We start from the raw sequence: 17,090 nt of genomic DNA on the forward strand, positions 1-17,090 counted from the left end.
TTTTCGTGCAGACACAGGCTTTGACCTGCCATCATAATAATCAGCAAGAAGCCTATGATGCGGCTGCATCACAGGCTTCTCACAACCGTCTTAAAAAGACTATCTGTTCATATTAAGTGCAAACTTATATGAAACCTCTGACTTATCATCAATTTTTCTGAATACATTAACTACGGTATTCATAACTTCAGTGAATTCATCTTCCTCAGCTTCAATACTTACAATCTGTCCATCATCCTTGATCTCAACAGACTTTGCTACTGTTTCATCTAAAATAGCTTTCTTTGCTGCTTCAACCTTTTCTGCATCTGTAAGCATTTTGCTCTTGCTCTTATACTTAACACTATAAGTTCTAACCATGATTCTATTCCTCCATGTAACTGATTTACGCACGAATACATATTGTATTATATATCAATATTATCAACAGGGCAACAATTATTTAACTAAAAATCATACATCTATTGCATATCCAAGCGTAAATGAATATATAATTTTTTCTTTTACATTTAATCCTGTAAGACGGCTTAATGCTTTTGCGTAATAATCAAGCTGTATACTGTAGCGGCTTCTGAGTTCCTCTTCGCCCTTTTTGCCTTTTAAAACTCTGTCTGTCTTATAATCGACTATTGTAATCTCATCATTTTCAACTATATACAAATCAATTACGCCCTGTATAAGCTGTCCAAATGCCTGGTCATTTTCATCAGTCATCTCAAACACAAAAGGCTGCTCACGCCAGACCTTGCCTGCCATTGACGCATTTTTTACACGTTTTCCTATCTGTGAAGTGCAAAATGCTGCAATATCCCGCACTTTTACGCATTGTTTCTGTGATTTGTCAATTTTTTCATCAGAAAGCATGTCTGCGATTTCACTTTTTATGGCATCAATCATTTCATCTTCATTATCAGGAAGTTTACCATAATCAATACATTCCATAATCCTGTGATATGCACTTCCCCTCCTGCTTCCTTTAAGAACCGCTTCTTCATCACTCATAAATGACGGAACAGGCTCATCATCTTCCTCTGTATCCGTAATACCTGCAATAGATTCATGCATCTGTGATTTTTCATCAAAATCCGAATCGTGCTGCATCTGTTTAAGTTCGGATACCGTAACTTTTGCTTTTCTTTCAGTATCATTTTCATACGGATATTCCGGAAGTTCCACAATTTCCTGATTTTGTGTTTCAAAATCCTCCTGTGTGTTTTCATCATAATCATTTTCTATCGATTCATCCACCACAACAGCAGCATCTGTCTGTGTGACATCATCTGTCTGCACAAAGTCATCAATATATGAAGCCCCGCTTGTATCAAAAAAGTCCTGCGGTTTACCAAATGTGACAAAAAATCTTCCATTATTAACACTCTCATCCATGAGTGCCTGTGGCATTACCATATCAAAATAATTCTGGCATGACGCATCATCAGCATAGTCAAATATCCCTTTTTCAGCAAGAAATATGGATTTGCTATGCCATGTCTCTTCTGCCTTTCCTTCATCTTTTACAGTTCCTGTGATAAACAGTTTCTCTCTTGCTCTCGTCATCGCAACATAGAGAATTCTCATTTCTTCGCTTATATTATCACGGATAATCTTTTTAGAAACTGCACTCTTTATAATTGTCTGGCTCTTTGTTCTTTCTTTAACACGCACAACATTAGTACCTATTCCAAGTTCCCTGTCGATTACAACATCTCCGGCAGCATCTTTATTATTTATCTTTTTACCCATTCCCGTAAGAATAACAACAGGAAACTCAAGGCCTTTGCTCTTATGGATACTCATTACACGCACAAGATTATCATTTTCGCCAAGCAGCGATGCTTCACCTATCTCGACTTCAAATTTTTTCATACGCTCTATGTATCTTAAAAAGTTAAATAATCCACTGTAACTTGTCTTTTCAAACTGTGCAGCCTTGTAAAGAAGCATATCAAGATTTGCCTGCCTTCTCTCCCCGGCCGGCATTGTCTTTACATAATCATAGTATCCTGTGTTGTAAATAACATCCCATAAAAGATCATACACAGACATAATCTCACTTTTTACCCTGTATGAGTTAAGAAGTTTAAGGAATTTCGCAACCTTTTCATTATTTTCCAATGATGTAAGCTGATTATAAAGCCTTGTCTTTTTATCAGTCTGCCTTATAGCGGCAAGTTCTGTCGTATCAAATCTTCCAAAATACGAAAGCATAACAGCCGACAGTGGTATATCCTGAAGCGGATTATCAATTACTGTAAGAAAACTTACTAAAATCTGTATTTCCCTTACACTGAAATATCCCTGTGATGTGTCAGAATATGCCGGAATATCCCTGCTCATAAGCGTATTGACAAAACTTTCCGCCCATCCGGAAACAGTTCTTGTAAGAATAACAATATCACTGTATCTTAAAGGTCTGTATCTGCCATCAGCATTTTTATCATACACCATATACACTCTGCCATTTTTGCAGCTCATAAGATTTTCTATAATATCAGCAACAGCTCCCGCCTCAGTCTCATGACTGCCCGAATCCGTATCATCATCAGATTCAAAAGCATATATTTCTGTCTTATCATCCATGCCAAAATTCATTGTCTTATATTTTTTTGCATTAATAATAACATCAGGCGGACACTCGGGATATACAAGTCCTGTATTAAGCCTTACTTCATCATTGTATGCCATACCGCAGTATGATTCATTCATAAGCCTGTAAAATACATCATTCGTACACTCGAGTACATTCCTGCGGCTTCTGAAATTAGTCTGAAGCTCTATTTTTACTGCATCTAAAGATTCCGCAGAATCAGTCTGCGAATCGCTGTTATATACATCATACGAATTATATTTTTCAATAAAAAGTTCCGGACATGCCATTCTGAACTTATAGATACTCTGCTTGACATCACCTACCATATAAATGTTTTGTCCATCTTTTGAAACAGCTGTAAGAATCACTTCCTGCAAAAGATTACTGTCCTGATATTCATCAATAAGTATTTCCTCATAAAAGCCGGCAAGTGTCTTAGCCGCATCAGTTCGGATTTTCTGTCCGTTTTCACGTTTTATAAGAATATTTAGAGCCATGTGTTCCATATCATTAAAATCAATAACATTTCTTCTCTTCTTTTCCCCGCTCATCCTCTGCGAAAATTCAAGAGCAAGATGAACCATCATTCTCACTGCCGGAGTGTTATCCACAATATCCTTATAAATCTTATTAATATCCCCCGTTATCAGCTTTCCTTTAACATCTTTTGTCAGGAAATTCTTGAAATTATCCCTTTCCTGTTTCACATAATTCTTCTTTTCTTCATCAACACCTTTACTGCATCTTCCGATATTTCCAAATGAAGAAAGATTTATCCTTTTTACAAGCATCTCAAAATTTTCAGAATTGATAAGCATCTTTATAAGCTGATGGTCTTCGCTTACTGTCGCAAGATAGCCTGCAGGTCCATCCGGACTCTGACATATTTTTTCAAGCTTATCAAATATACCGTCAAAATCTTCAAGACTTTTCTTTAAATCATTAAATAAATATTGTATACAAGGATTGGAGTCCATTGATTTTTCTGTCACAAGATAATTTTCAAGACATTCCTCATACCACTCATCTTCCCACGGACAGCTTCTTGCCGCATTATATATTTTCATTATAATGTCAACAATTTTAGAATCATCCCTGCCTGTTCCGTAAGCATCGACAAACTGAAGAAAATCTTCATTTCCGGAAGAATAGTATTCTTCAAGCATATCATCCATGACATCATTTTCAAGGAGCTTGATTTCGCCATCATCCGCAGTACGAAATCCCGGGTCAACATCAATATCCGAAAAATAATTTCTCACAATATTAAGACAGAAACTGTCAATAGTCGTTATCTTTGCATTATGTATAAGTGACTGCTGCCTTATGATATTTTCATTTCCCGGGCTGCTCTCAAGGATATTATCAAGTGCTTCACGGATTCTCTGCCTCATCTCGGCTGCTGCCGCTTTTGTAAATGTAACAACAACAAGCCTGTCTATATCGACAGGATGATTTTCATCTGTAATTTTTTTTATTATACGTTCAACTAATACAGCTGTTTTTCCTGAGCCTGCGGCGGCAGCCACAAGTGAACTTCTGCCCGAAACGTAAATGGCCTGTTTTTGTTTATCAGTCCAGTTTGCTGCCATCCTCGTCAACTCCTTCCTTTATATTTTCCCAAAGCTGTGCATCATCAAATTTCTGAATCTGCCTGAACTTTATATTACCAAGATTTTGTGAAAATCCGCACACCTCATTATACGGACAATATGAACATGAGCTGTAATTGCCATCTTTATACGGATTTATCTTATCAGCTCCCGAATATATTTTTTTACCCACATCAGAAGTTTTCTTTGCAATATAATTATCAAGTGAAATAAACTGATCCGTATTTAAAATATGGCTTCGTGAATCAATTGTGCCATCCTTTTTGTAACTTACAGGAATAACATCAGATTTTTTCACATCAGAACTATCCATATTTTTAATTATGTTACCGTCACAGTTGACAACACCTTTCATTGCAAGTGCTTCAAATATCATCTTTTCAACTGATGTCCCATCATCCGGCAAATCACTTGCCGTGCTGTCCAGTTCCACAATCGGATTGTCAATATTATAATACAAAAGTCCTGCCGGAATAATATTCTTGTCAGGGTGGCGTTTTTTCTCTATCTGCATTGCCGCACGCATATATACAACAAGCTGCATCTTTATTCCGTAATATGCTTTAAGCAGGTCAAAATCAGATTTTCCTGACTTGTAATCGACAATTCTTACATAGACATTGTCATCATCCTCACAGATGTCAATTCTGTCTATCTTTCCTTTTATCACCATTCTTCCGGTATTTTCGCCGGACCTTATCTCATGTTCATCTATGATAAACGGCATCTCAAATACGTCAGGTGCAAATACCCCCTTTTCAAGCTGCTTTCCGACAGCCCACAAAGTTCTGTCAGCGAGATCTTCCATCCTTCTTATAAGAAATTCATTTCTTCCAGAATCTTTAAGGATTGTATCGGCATAATCCGCACTGATATTTCCAAGTGTCTCCGATACAAGCTTTCTTCTCTCCTCATCAGAAAGACTTGCTATCGGCTTTTTCTCATGCTTTAAATGTGAACTGATTCTTTCCAGCACACTGTGAAGCACAGTACCAAAATCTGCGACTTCAAATGTATACTTTTCACGTTCCTCAAGTCCCAGTCCATATCTTAGAAAATATGCAAACTGGCATGATGCAAATGTCTCAAATGATGAAACGCTTCCTGTAATTTCACCGCCAAACAGTGACGCTGCAATATTTTCACCAAGCACTTTTATATAATTTTCATCACTGTATACAATTTCCGCTTTCGGAATCTTTATATATGACATCTGCGATGTAAATTGTGATGCAGGATAAATACCTATCGACGGATACAGCTTTCTTATATTTCTTATAAGATATGACGGCAGTCTGCCCTTTCCGTCATCACCCTTTGATGAATATGTTATATAAAGCCTGTCCGAAGCCTTTGTCAGTATCATATAAAGGTAGAATCGCTGAACAAAAGCCTTCTGCCTTGCACCGGGTGACAATGTCACATCTGCATTTTCAAGTACATCTCTGTCAGTCTCTGACAAAATCCCGGCTTTGTCATTTGATTTTGGTATAAGCCCATCATTTACACCGACAAAAAACATGACTTTTACATCATCAAGACGCGTTCTTTCTATATCACCGATAAGGACACAGTCTGATGACGGCGGTATAAGTCCGACTTTTATCTCAGCAAAGCCAGAATCAACAATCCTGTTAAATTCAGCTATTGCAATCTTTTCGGTACCAAGCAGTTCGACTATTTTATCAAGAAAATCGATAACTTTTTTATATAACTGCTCATACTCGGCTCCCGTATCTTCCATATCTGCGTATTCATTAATCTTTTTGTAACAATCGGACGCTTTTATAAACTCGTACAGCCCTCTTGCATAATCTTTTACAAGTGAATCTTTGTCTTTTAATGCTTTCTCAAGTATCTCAAGCGGCTTCATAATCTTTTCACGAAGTTCATTGAGATAATCAAGCGGATATGCACTTCTGCCTCTGCCTTTTTTTACCCATGTGCCATGCCACTGCTTTGAACCACGTATACCGACTGCAAGGCAGTAATTGTCAAGCAAATCAACATCTTCACGGCTTATTCCCGACATTCCCGAACGCAGATACCTGAACATCGAATCGTATGTAAAGCTCTTTTCAATTATTTCAAGTGCACTTCTTATATACTCGACAAATGGATTGTCGGTTACAGGCTTCTTGTTATCGACAAAACACGGAATCCTGTTCTGTCTGCATATATTTCCGGCAAGAATTCCATATGAAGCCATATCAGCCGAAACTATCGCTATATCTCGATATCTGTATCCTTCGTATCTTGTAAGCCTTAAAATCTCACTGATACAGTAATTCAGTTCCTCCTTTGGTGTCTGTGCAGTAATAATTTTTATATCTTCACATTTTTTGTTATATGACTGATTATTATTTCTGAAAATATTTTTTTCAAGAAAAGCTATCTCATCCGAAACAAATCTCGGATTTTTTTCATTGTCAAGTATTATAGGATTTAACACGTCAACATGTATTACATCACAGATTCTATAAAGCTTTGATACCATCTCTTTACTCATAAAGAAAAGCTGCTGTACCCCCTCATTGACATTAAGCTTTTCTCTTGAATCTGCCGTCACTGAAACTATAACTTTACCTGAATATATAAGAAGAAGTTCAATAAGCCTGTACTGTATCGGTGTAAATCCTGTAAATCCGTCAAGTATAATTTCGCTTCTTTTTATGTTTTCCGAACGGTCAATAACACTGCAAAGAACAGATAATATCTCTTCTGAAGTTATATAATTATCAGCCAGATATTCTTTAAATGCAGAATATACAACCGAAATGTCATCAAGCTTGGCTGAAAGCTGTCTGCTGTCTTCCACTCTTTCCCGAATTTCACCAAGTCTTTTTACGTCTATATCATATTGAAGAAATTCCGATATAACCGACTTTAATTCTGAGACAAATCCCGTCTTGTTGATATTGCTGCCAAAATATCTCAGCTTATCCCTGTTATCGCCAAGGACTTTACGGACAATAAGATTTTTACCTGTATCGTCAAGAACCGGATGATTCTGTCCGCCTATTTCTTCAAACACCTTATAAGAAAGACGCTCAAAACTCACAACATCTATATTAAGAATTCCTTTTCGCGGATGGCTATCAACAAGTTTCTTCTGTGTTGCCATCGTATACTGTTCAGGAACTACGACAATATAGTTTTTTTCAGGATATTTCATGGATTTCTCAATTACATCCGAGTATATATATGTTGATTTTCCTGCCCCCGAACCACCTGCTACAATCTGAAGTGACATTTTATTTCCTCCATTCATATTTCATACTGATTCCGCATATCTTTATAATAACAAAAAACGAGGTAAATGACTATGAATTCTCAGACAAAAATTGTTGTAATCCGTATGAAATGGCTTATCATCGCCGTTATTGCCGCAATTGTCCTTATCGCCGGCATTGTATTATATTTCAATATTGGAAAAAATGATTCCGGCTCATCATCCGGCAATGCCAGAATGACATCTACCGATGTAAAATCCGCTGCGGATACTGATTCCTCAGATGTCAGGAATTCTACATACAAAAATTCACCGGTAACCTACACACCCGGTGTATACACTGCTTCTATCATGCTTGATGGAAATCCTGTAGATATAAAAGTAACTCTTGATAAAAATAATATTAATAATATAGAGCTTGTCAATCTGTCTGACAGCGTAACAACAATGTATCCTATGTTAAATGATAATTTTGAAGAAATCGCTTCTGCCGTAAAAATAAACGGAAGCACGCAGAATATAACTTACAGTGCCGACAGCAAATACACTTCAAGCATGATTCTCTCCGGCATAAAAAACGCCCTTGACAAAGCTGTTGTAACAGGGGCGAAATAAATTAACAAACAGTGCTGCCGCATATCTAAAGACTAACGTCCTTTAATATGCGGCAGCACTGTTTTACTTATCTTAAAATTTTCTTATCTTAAAAATGTGGCACTATTTAAGCCTGTATTCATATTCGTCCCCGGTAATATACTCTTCTGTTTCAACGCCGACAAAACATCTGATATAAAACTTATTCTTTTTCTTATCTATAGTCATGCTGTTCACGTTATATTTCACAGTCTGATTTTTATACCGCGAATTCACTTTTTCATCTATAAATTTCTCTATGTCAGACCTATCTGCATTGACTGTAAGATTATCAAATATCCCCTGACGACTGCCTGTGTATGATTTTATCTTTCCGTCTCTGTCAATCGCAATACTTAACGTATCATTAGTATTAAATCCGTTAATACTCTTCACAAACGAGAATTGGCACACCCCATATGAAGTAAATGTTTCGGAAGTAATTAACTCATATTGTGAAATTCTGCTCTTATCGATAATCAATTCTTCAAAAACAGTTTTCGCTTTCTGTCCCAAAGAATATATCAATGCTTCATCACTGTCATCAGACGGATTTATTTCAGCCGCATCATAACCCGGAAAATCAGCTCCTCCGCCGACATCGTAATATCCCGTCAATTTCCCGTTTCTGTCAAATATATAATCATTCCCCGCAGAATCTTTATACACAACAGATATAATTCCATTATTACGTTTTTTTCTTTCGTACTTTAATGACACTTCATTGTTTAAAAAATATATTTTCTTCTTAGGCGGTACAATCCCCCATATCAGAAAGTTAATTAAAAAATATACAATGACTATGCTCAATACACATATTATAATAATTATATTTTTCTTTTTTCTGCCCATTTAACAATCCTCCTTTTTGGTTATAAAGGATATCGCGGCTGTATTATTTTCCTGATATACTATAATCTATTCCTTTCCAGTCCGAAAAATCAGTATATTTTATGCAAAAATAATACTCATTTTTTGAATTTTTATATATTGTTATGTATGACATAACATCTTTTCCCTTATACAATGTATACTTTCCCCAGCTTTGCGGGTGACTTTTATAGATTTCCAATATCTGTGCGTCATCTTCTATCATCCACTCTTCAGGATATAGCTTCTTTCCGTCAACATATTCTCTTTTTTCCCACTCATGCTTTTCATAATTTATTTTCAACATAAGCGTACATATATATGTACAGTTAAGAATATCAGGATTCAGACTTTCTAAATTTTCTTCATTTACTATAGAATTCTTTTCATGTGCTTTTAACCCTCTTTCCTGACAATAATTTAATTTTTCTATTATCTTTTCGGACTGATGTTCACTGATTTTAAACTTCCCCGTATAATTTCCCGTTTTCCTGTCATATTCAAACCTTACTTTTTTACAAAATACAGGTATTGTAAAATCTCTTTCATACCACATTACCGTCCGCTTTATTATATATCTCGGACTGTTGATATATAATACTCCTCCGATAACAAAAACTATCAGAATAAAACTGAATATCCTTCTTACTTATACTTATTTTTTTCATCTATTATATCCTTTAATCCATCTTTATCCCGTCCCAATCAGAAAAATCTGTATATTTTATGCAGAAATAATACTCATTTTTTGAATTTTTATATATTGTTATATATGACGTAACATCTTTTCCCTTATACAACGTGTACTTTCCCCATCTTTGCGGATGGCTTGTATAGATTTCCAATATCTGTGCGTCATCTTCTATCATCCACTCTTCAGGATATAATTTCTTCCCGTCAACATATTCTCTTTTTTCCCACTCATGTTTTTCATAATTTATTTTTAACATAAGAGTCCATACATACGTACAGTTAAGAATACCCGGACTCAGGCTTTCTAAATTTTCTTCATTTACTATAGAATTCTTTTCATATGCTTTTAATCCTCTTTCTTTACAGTAATCTAATTTTTCTATTATCTTTTGTGCCTGATGTTCACTGATTTTAAACTTTCCCGTATAATTTCCCGTTTTCCTGTCATATTCAAACCTTACTTTTTTACAAAATACAGGTATTGTAAAATCTCTTTCATACCACATTACCGTCCGCTTTATTATATATCTCGGACTGTTGATATATAATACTCCTCCGATAACAAAAACTATCAGAATAAGACTGAATATCCTTCTTATACTTATTTTTTTCATCTATTATATCCTTTAATCAAAAAAAGCTAAAAGCTGATATATCCTAAACTTCTTAACAGCCTCCGCCATATATTCATATTTTATTTTACGCTCATTCCAATCATATTTGTATATAAACCATCCGTTACTTCCCTCTTTTACATAATATCTCACATATGTATTCATATTTATTGATGTAAAATTATCTTCATCCGGGAACTGTCCCATATATTCACCCTCTATTTTATTATTATTCACTTCCGCATCTCCTGCCAAAACCCGTCCGCTTACAACTCTTGCAAATGAAGATGCAATATTCTCTCCTGCTGAACTTATTTTTCCGACCGAACATTGTAACAAAACCAGTCTTTGTACCGGTTTCTTTTTTAATGATTCAATATCACTTGTATCTAACTTAAAACTGTAACCTTTTCCGACACCATTTGATATCTCGTATTCATTACCATGCATATTCATTATAACTGTATATATACAACAATCTTTTTCATCATATATACCTAACGAATTCCATGCGTTAATAAATTGTTCATTACTATTTGTTTCATACTTTACCACAGCATATATTTTATTCGAATCATTATATGGATTATTCTCATCATTTCCTATTTTTTCTAAATCTGATACATCACTATTCATTTGGTCATATCTACTCTCAATATAAAAATAATATGCTATATTCTTATACTCACGTCCAACTATATGGCAACAATTCATGTACCAGTCATTACATATATTACACATCATTTTATCTGTAGGATTACACTCTTCGTCTCCATAACTCTGCCCTTCCCAGTGTCCACATGCACTAGGGTCATTATAATTATTACCACACAAGTTGCATATTTTCAAATAATTATACTCACATACTGTACCTCCGTAATAATTACCCTTCCAATGTGAACAGGCACCATCAATATCATAATAATTATTCCCACAAATATTACATATTGTAGTTGTTGTACATTCCACCTGTCCATACATTTCACCTTCCCAATGTGAACACGCACCATCAGGGTCGAAATAATTATTTCCACAGATATTACATATTGTTAATTTATCAAGTTCACAATATCCTTCATCATACCATGCTCCTTCACTGTGCGAACAGCTACCTCCCCAATAATTTTCACCACATATATTACATACATAAATTTCATATGGCGAACACTCCTCACCGCCATAATACTCGCCCTTCCAATGTGAACAGGCACCACCGGCATCATAATAATTATTTCCGCAGATATTGCACCTTTCCCACGGATTACATTCTGTACCTCCATATTCAACGCCTTCTTCATGCTCACAATAAACTATATTTTCACCACATATATTACAATACCTTTCCTCATATGGTGTACATTCATTTCCACCATATAATACTCCCTTTGAATGTGAACATAATGAACTATTAAAATCATGCTGACATATATTACATATCTCAATTTTATGTAATACACATTCAACCTGAAGCTCTCCCGCACAAATTCTTTCCCTGCTTTTAAAAAGACATGTAACAAAAATCAATCCTACAAGTAACATTTCAAATAATAATTTAGTATTTTTCATAACCCTCCTGCTCTTCTTTTGCATCAATATACGCAGTAATCAAAAAGATAAATCATACTCCGCAATATCTTTTTGCAAACTTCACATATTTTTGTATTTATACAAGCACAATTATAACTGATATTTTATCATATGTCTATTATTTTTCATATAAAAATAAATACAGTTTACTTTTTGTAATATTGTCCACATAAATTAACAAACAGTGCTGCCGCATATCTAAAGACTAACGTCCTTTAATATGTGGCAGCACTGTTTTACTTATCTTAAAATTTTCTTATCTTAAAAATGTGGTACTATTTAAGCCTGTATTCATATTCGCCCCGGTAATATGTTCTTCTGTTTCAACGCTGACAAAACATCTGATAAAAAACTTACTTCTCAAACATGCTCACTTCTTCGCTCACGCCGACATTAAGAAATCCGTCGTAACCGCGTTCTTCAAGTTTGTTAAGGAACTTGCCAAGCTTTTTAGGCTTGATGTATAATGACGCGATTTTCCCCTGTGCTCTTAAAGCATCAGCCGCCTTGACAGCATCTTTTAACTGTCCGTCCTCATATACAACCGCAATCTTGTCGGCTCTCTGTTCAATACTGATTCCGTTATTCATAAGAATTCCGAATATTCTCTCAAAACCGATTGAGAAACCTACAGCAGGAATATCTTCATTGAGGAATTTGCCGATAAGGTGGTCGTATCTTCCGCCGCCTGCAACAGCTCCCTTGAAATCAATACTTTCAACTTCAAATACAGTTCCTGTATAATATCCCTGTCCTCTTACAAGTGACAAATCAAATACAAGTTCAAACGCATTGACTGTAAGTTCATTTACAGTGTCAATGATATGTTCAAGGCTTTCTGCCGGAGTTTTGTCCTCAAGACGTGACTTTAAGCTTTCAAGAGTAAAATCGCCCTCTGATAAGAACTTTTCAAAGTTATCGACAGCATCCTTTTCAAAACCCTTTTCTGTAAGTTCTTCAACAACTCCCATAAGACCGATTTTGTCCATTTTATCAAATGTGATACATACACTGTCCAAATCATTTTCCGCAAATCCAAATGACTGAAGAACAGCACGTAAAAGTCTTCTGTCATTTAACTTAACCTTATAATTTTTAAGACCGATTGCATCAAGAGCCTTTGTTGTTGTAAGAATAAGTTCAATCTCCGAATCCGTAGACTCTGAACCGATAATATCAATATCGCACTGAATAAACTCACGAAGTCTTCCCTTCTGAGGTCTCTCGGCTCTGTATACACGGTCAATCTGTATACACTTCATTGGAAGTGTAAGCTTATCTTTGTTGTTGGCATAATAACGGCTCAACGGAAGTGTAAGGTCATACCTTAAGCCCATATCCGCAAGTTCATTTTCATTTGCAGCAGTAACTCCTGAAGCAAGTGCTTTGTCAAGCTTATCTCCTCGCTTCATAATCTTAAATATAAGATTAAGATTCTCACCGCCGTCACTCTTATCAAGATTTTCAATATCTTCTATTGCAGGTGTAATGATATGTTCAAAACCATTTTCCTTATATACACTGAGAATTCTTTCCTGAAGATAATCACGAATCTCCACTTCGTTAGGAAGATAATCGTTAGTTCCCTTTACTGATGTTATTTTCATTTTCAAACTTTCCTTTTACTTAATAATAATTTAAAAATTGCAGCACTTACTGCCAAAAAACGGTGTTACGATAACGCAGCCTCTTATTTATACAATATGAGAAGCACACACATATGGGCATGCTTCTCATAATATCTTAAACGTCTGCTTCGTCTATAGCTTTTCCTATATCGTGACGCATATATTTGTTTGCAAAATCAACCCATTCCGTAGCACGGTACGCATTTGCACGGGCTTCTTTTAAATCCTTGCCCAATGCGGTAACACCGAGTACACGTCCGCCATTAGTTACAACTTTGCCCTCTTCATTAAACTTTGTTCCTGCATGGAAAAGGAAATATCCTTCATCATCATGGAATTTATCCATACCTGTAATCTCAAATCCTTTTTCATAAGAAAGAGGGTATCCGTCAGAAGCAAGAACAACACATACGCATGCATTGTCTTCAAACTGAAGGTCAATCTTATCAAGTGTTCCGTCAATGCAGGCCTCAAATACATCAATTATATCATTCTTCATTCTCGGAAGAACAACCTGTGCTTCAGGGTCACCGAAACGTGCATTGTACTCAAGGACTCTTGGTCCCTTAGGTGTGAGCATAAGTCCGAAGAAAATAACACCCTTGAATGGTCTTCCTTCTGCTTTCATGGCATCAACCGTAGGCTGGTATACATATTTCTGACAGAAATCATCAACTTCCTTTGTATAGAAAGGACTCGGTGAAAAGTTACCCATACCGCCTGTGTTAAGCCCCTGATCACCATCTTTTGCTCTCTTGTGATCCTGTGCAGATGACATAATCTTGATTGTGTTACCGTCAACAAATGATAATACAGATACCTCACGTCCTGTCATAAACTCTTCTATAACAATTGTATTTCCGGCAGATCCGAATTTCTTATCAAGCATAAGCTCATCAACTCCAGCAAGTGCTTCTTCCTTTGTAGGGCAGATAAGAACACCCTTACCAAGTGCAAGTCCGTCTGCTTTTAATACGATAGGATACTCTGCATTTTCAAGATATGCTTTTGCATCATCGGCAGATGTGAATGTCTCATATGCTGCGGTAGGAATGTTATATTTTTTCATCAAATCTTTTGAAAATGCTTTTGAGCCTTCAAGGATAGCCGCATTCTTTCTCGGTCCGAATACTCTTAATCCTTCTGCCTCAAATACATCGACAATACCGCCGACAAGTGGGTCATCCATACCAATTACTGTTAAATCAATATTTTTTTCTTTAGCAAATGCAACAAGCTTATCGAATTCCATCGCCTTGATGTCAACACATTCAGCGATCTGTGAAATTCCTGCATTACCCGGAGCACAATATATCTTATCAACCTTAGGACTCTGTGAAATCTTCCAGCAGATAGCATGTTCACGTCCGCCGCTTCCAACTACAAGTACTTTCATATCTAATTCCTTTCTTTATTGGCAATCATATTAATGGCAGCCGGAAGAAGCTTCCACTCAGCTTCTTCCATAACTCTTTTCTGAAGAATCTCAGGCGTATCGCCCTCTTTAACTTCAACTGCTTTCTGGAATATAATCTCGCCCGTATCCATTCCCTCATCAACATAGTGAACAGTAGCACCTGTCACCTTTACGCCTTTTGCAAGTGCAGCCTCATGAACATGAAGTCCATAAAAACCAACTCCGCAAAATGATGGTATGAGTGATGGATGTATATTAATAATTCTGTGTGAATACTGATGTACCATTTCTTCAGGAATCTTAACAAGAAATCCTGCAAGAACAACAAGGTCAACATTAAGTGAATTAACCTTCTCAAGAAGAGCCTTGTTAAACTCGTCTCTTGTCTCGTATGACTTAGGAGAAACGCATATTGCTTCTATTCCATTATCTTTTGCTCTTGTAAGTGCGTAAGCATCTGCATTATTGCTTATTACAGCAGCAATCTCCGTATTGGTAATTGTCTTATCCTTAATACCATCAATAATTGCCTGGAGATTAGTTCCGCCTCCGGATACCATCACCGCAATTCTTAGCATACTGTAACTCCCTTCTCGCCAGCCTTTACTTCACCGATTACATAACCTGTCTCACCGGCTGCTTTTACTGCTGCAAGAACCTTATCAACATCTGCACTGTCAACTGCAAGTACCATACCGATACCCATGTTGAATGTGTTATACATCATCTTTTCTTCAATCTCACCGTCATTCTGAAGCATCTTGAAGATTGGTGGTACTTCATAGCTGTCTTTCTTAATTACAGCATGTGCACCTTCTGGTAACATTCTAGGAACATTTTCATAGAAACCGCCGCCTGTGATATGGCTGCATCCCTTGATACGAACACCTGCATTCTTGATTTCCTTTAATGTCTTAACATAAATCTTTGTCGGAGCAAGTAATGCTTCACCGAGAGTCTTTCCAAGTGAATCATAATATGTATTAAGTGATTCTTCTGTTATAGTAAATACACTTCTTACAAGTGAAAATCCATTACTGTGGACACCGCTTGACGCAATACCGATAAGAGTGTCTCCTGCTTTGATATCTTTGCCTGTTATAAGATCTTTCTCATCAACAACGCCTACTGCAAAACCGGCAAGGTCATATTCCTCAACAGGATAAAAACCAGGCATCTCTGCTGTCTCGCCACCTATTAACGCACACTCTGACTGAATACATCCGTCAGCAACACCCTTAACAATCTGAGCAATTTTCTCAGGCTCATTCTTGCCACAGGCAATATAATCAAGGAAGAATAAAGGTTCGCCACCGGCACATGCAATATCATTTACACACATGGCAACACAGTCTATACCTACTGTATCATGCTTGTCCATTGTAAATGCAATCTTTAACTTTGTACCAACACCATCAGTACCTGAAACAAGTGTAGGCTTTTCCATGCCTTTGAACTTTTCCATAGAAAACGCACCTGAAAATCCACCAAGATTTGTAAGTACCTCAGGTCTCATTGTCTTTGCAACATGTTCCTTCATTAACTCTACCGATTTGTAACCTGCCTCAATATCTACACCAGCTTTTTTGTAATCCATTTTTTCCTCCATATTATGCATTTCATGCAAAAATTTATTTTATTTTTAATTAAAATTAATTAACACATAAAGAAATTAATAATTCTTATATCCTACTTCCTGAAGACGGGCGTCCTTCTTCTGTACGCTCTCTTTTAAGCCCTTGCTGTAATCCTTTAACTTAACAAGGAGTTCCGGGTCTGATGTTGCAAGAATCTTTGCTGCTAAAAGTCCTGCATTGGCACCACCGTTAATTGCAACTGTTGCAACAGGAATACCTGATGGCATCTGTACTATTGAATAAAGTGAATCCCTGCCTCCGAGAGATGTTGTATGCATCGGAATACCGATAACCGGCATAGGGAATATTGCTGCACACATACCCGGAAGATGTGCTGCCATACCTGCACCTGCAATAATAACCTTAAATCCCTTTTCCTCTGCTGTCTTTGCATACTCAAAGAACACATCCGGTTCTCTGTGTGCAGAGATAATAGTCATCTCATAAGAAATACCCAACTGTTCAAGGATGTCTGCTGCTTTTGCCATAACAGGCATATCAGAGTCACTTCCCATAACAATACCAACTTTAGCCATAATTTCCTCCATTCCTGTTTTGATTCAATGCCGCCTTAAT

At 36.5% G+C, this 17,090-nt stretch carries 13 protein-coding genes; 1 reads left to right on the top strand and 12 read right to left on the bottom strand.

Features of this window, described 5'->3' with window-relative positions:
- Nucleotides 1-99 precede the first annotated feature (99 nt).
- The 3 genes from H8S01_RS04020 to H8S01_RS04030 all read right to left on the bottom strand — a co-directional run bounded on the left by H8S01_RS04020 (nt 100) and on the right by H8S01_RS04030 (nt 7,456).
- Nucleotides 100-360: a hypothetical protein gene (locus tag H8S01_RS04020; RefSeq protein WP_021866983.1), complete on the bottom strand. Its 261-nt coding sequence runs from the start codon at nt 358-360 to the stop codon at nt 100-102.
- A gap of 93 nt (nt 361-453) precedes the next feature.
- On the bottom strand, nt 454-4,182 hold the full coding sequence (gene addA, locus H8S01_RS04025) for a helicase-exonuclease AddAB subunit AddA (protein ID WP_186836259.1): 3,729 nt from the start codon (nt 4,180-4,182) through the stop codon (nt 454-456).
- Entirely contained in the window at nt 4,163-7,456 is a 3,294-nt protein-coding gene (locus H8S01_RS04030) for a PD-(D/E)XK nuclease family protein (RefSeq protein ID WP_186836260.1), read from the bottom strand. The genes addA and H8S01_RS04030 overlap by 20 nt, the downstream gene beginning before the upstream one ends.
- Nucleotides 7,457-7,528: 72 nt before the next feature.
- Here H8S01_RS04030 and H8S01_RS04035 point away from each other — a divergent pair, with 72 nt between their 5' ends.
- Complete coding sequence (locus tag H8S01_RS04035; protein WP_186836261.1) at nt 7,529-8,050, top strand: hypothetical protein; 522 nt, start codon at nt 7,529-7,531, stop codon at nt 8,048-8,050.
- A 102-nt stretch (nt 8,051-8,152) separates the two neighbouring features.
- Here H8S01_RS04035 and H8S01_RS04040 read toward each other — a convergent pair whose 3' ends face one another.
- The 9 genes from H8S01_RS04040 to purE form a co-directional block, all read right to left on the bottom strand.
- Nucleotides 8,153-8,920, bottom strand: a complete 768-nt coding sequence (locus tag H8S01_RS04040) for a hypothetical protein (protein WP_021866979.1) — start codon at nt 8,918-8,920, stop codon at nt 8,153-8,155.
- Nucleotides 8,921-8,963: 43 nt separating this feature from the next.
- Nucleotides 8,964-9,494: a hypothetical protein gene (locus tag H8S01_RS04045; RefSeq protein WP_186836262.1), complete on the bottom strand. Its 531-nt coding sequence runs from the start codon at nt 9,492-9,494 to the stop codon at nt 8,964-8,966.
- A gap of 124 nt (nt 9,495-9,618) precedes the next feature.
- On the bottom strand, nt 9,619-10,245 hold the full coding sequence (locus tag H8S01_RS04050) for a hypothetical protein (RefSeq protein ID WP_186836263.1): 627 nt from the start codon (nt 10,243-10,245) through the stop codon (nt 9,619-9,621).
- A 12-nt stretch (nt 10,246-10,257) separates the two neighbouring features.
- Nucleotides 10,258-11,811, bottom strand: coding sequence for a hypothetical protein (locus tag H8S01_RS04055; protein ID WP_186836264.1), 1,554 nt, complete (start codon nt 11,809-11,811; stop codon nt 10,258-10,260).
- Between the two features lie 374 nt (nt 11,812-12,185).
- A complete protein-coding gene (gene hisS / locus H8S01_RS04060) occupies nt 12,186-13,439 on the bottom strand; it encodes a histidine--tRNA ligase (protein ID WP_186836265.1) in 1,254 nt (417 codons plus the stop codon).
- Between the two features lie 136 nt (nt 13,440-13,575).
- The gene (gene purD / locus H8S01_RS04065; RefSeq protein WP_186836266.1) at nt 13,576-14,856 is read right to left on the bottom strand and encodes a phosphoribosylamine--glycine ligase; all 1,281 of its coding nucleotides are present in this window, start codon (nt 14,854-14,856) and stop codon (nt 13,576-13,578) included.
- Nucleotides 14,857-14,858: 2 nt separating this feature from the next.
- The gene (gene purN, locus H8S01_RS04070) at nt 14,859-15,455 is read right to left on the bottom strand and encodes a phosphoribosylglycinamide formyltransferase (RefSeq protein WP_021865450.1); all 597 of its coding nucleotides are present in this window, start codon (nt 15,453-15,455) and stop codon (nt 14,859-14,861) included.
- Nucleotides 15,449-16,474 (bottom strand): phosphoribosylformylglycinamidine cyclo-ligase, encoded by a 1,026-nt coding sequence (gene purM, locus H8S01_RS04075; RefSeq protein ID WP_021865451.1) that lies wholly within the window; start codon nt 16,472-16,474, stop codon nt 15,449-15,451. Before purM ends, purN begins: the two co-directional genes overlap by 7 nt.
- Before the next feature lie 75 nt (nt 16,475-16,549).
- Complete coding sequence (purE, locus tag H8S01_RS04080; RefSeq protein ID WP_186836267.1) at nt 16,550-17,050, bottom strand: 5-(carboxyamino)imidazole ribonucleotide mutase; 501 nt, start codon at nt 17,048-17,050, stop codon at nt 16,550-16,552.
- Between the last annotated feature and the right edge of the window lie 40 nt (nt 17,051-17,090).

Source organism: Lachnospira hominis (ex Liu et al. 2021) (genome assembly GCF_014287955.1).
Lineage (GTDB): Bacteria > Bacillota > Clostridia > Lachnospirales > Lachnospiraceae > Lachnospira > Lachnospira hominis.

Excerpts from the sequence above, each read along its gene's own strand:
- H8S01_RS04020 (WP_021866983.1), bottom strand. The coding sequence starts at position 360 with ATGGTTAGAACTTATAGTGTTAAGTATAAGAGCAAGAGCAAAATGCTT.
- addA (WP_186836259.1), bottom strand. The coding sequence starts at position 4,182 with ATGGCAGCAAACTGGACTGATAAACAAAAACAGGCCATTTACGTTTCG.
- H8S01_RS04030 (WP_186836260.1), bottom strand. The coding sequence starts at position 7,456 with ATGTCACTTCAGATTGTAGCAGGTGGTTCGGGGGCAGGAAAATCAACA.
- H8S01_RS04035 (WP_186836261.1), top strand. The coding sequence starts at position 7,529 with ATGAATTCTCAGACAAAAATTGTTGTAATCCGTATGAAATGGCTTATC.
- H8S01_RS04040 (WP_021866979.1), bottom strand. The coding sequence starts at position 8,920 with ATGGGCAGAAAAAAGAAAAATATAATTATTATAATATGTGTATTGAGC.
- H8S01_RS04045 (WP_186836262.1), bottom strand. The coding sequence starts at position 9,494 with ATGTGGTATGAAAGAGATTTTACAATACCTGTATTTTGTAAAAAAGTA.
- H8S01_RS04050 (WP_186836263.1), bottom strand. The coding sequence starts at position 10,245 with ATGAAAAAAATAAGTATAAGAAGGATATTCAGTCTTATTCTGATAGTT.
- H8S01_RS04055 (WP_186836264.1), bottom strand. The coding sequence starts at position 11,811 with ATGAAAAATACTAAATTATTATTTGAAATGTTACTTGTAGGATTGATT.
- hisS (WP_186836265.1), bottom strand. The coding sequence starts at position 13,439 with ATGAAAATAACATCAGTAAAGGGAACTAACGATTATCTTCCTAACGAA.
- purD (WP_186836266.1), bottom strand. The coding sequence starts at position 14,856 with ATGAAAGTACTTGTAGTTGGAAGCGGCGGACGTGAACATGCTATCTGC.
- purN (WP_021865450.1), bottom strand. The coding sequence starts at position 15,455 with ATGCTAAGAATTGCGGTGATGGTATCCGGAGGCGGAACTAATCTCCAG.
- purM (WP_021865451.1), bottom strand. The coding sequence starts at position 16,474 with ATGGATTACAAAAAAGCTGGTGTAGATATTGAGGCAGGTTACAAATCG.
- purE (WP_186836267.1), bottom strand. The coding sequence starts at position 17,050 with ATGGCTAAAGTTGGTATTGTTATGGGAAGTGACTCTGATATGCCTGTT.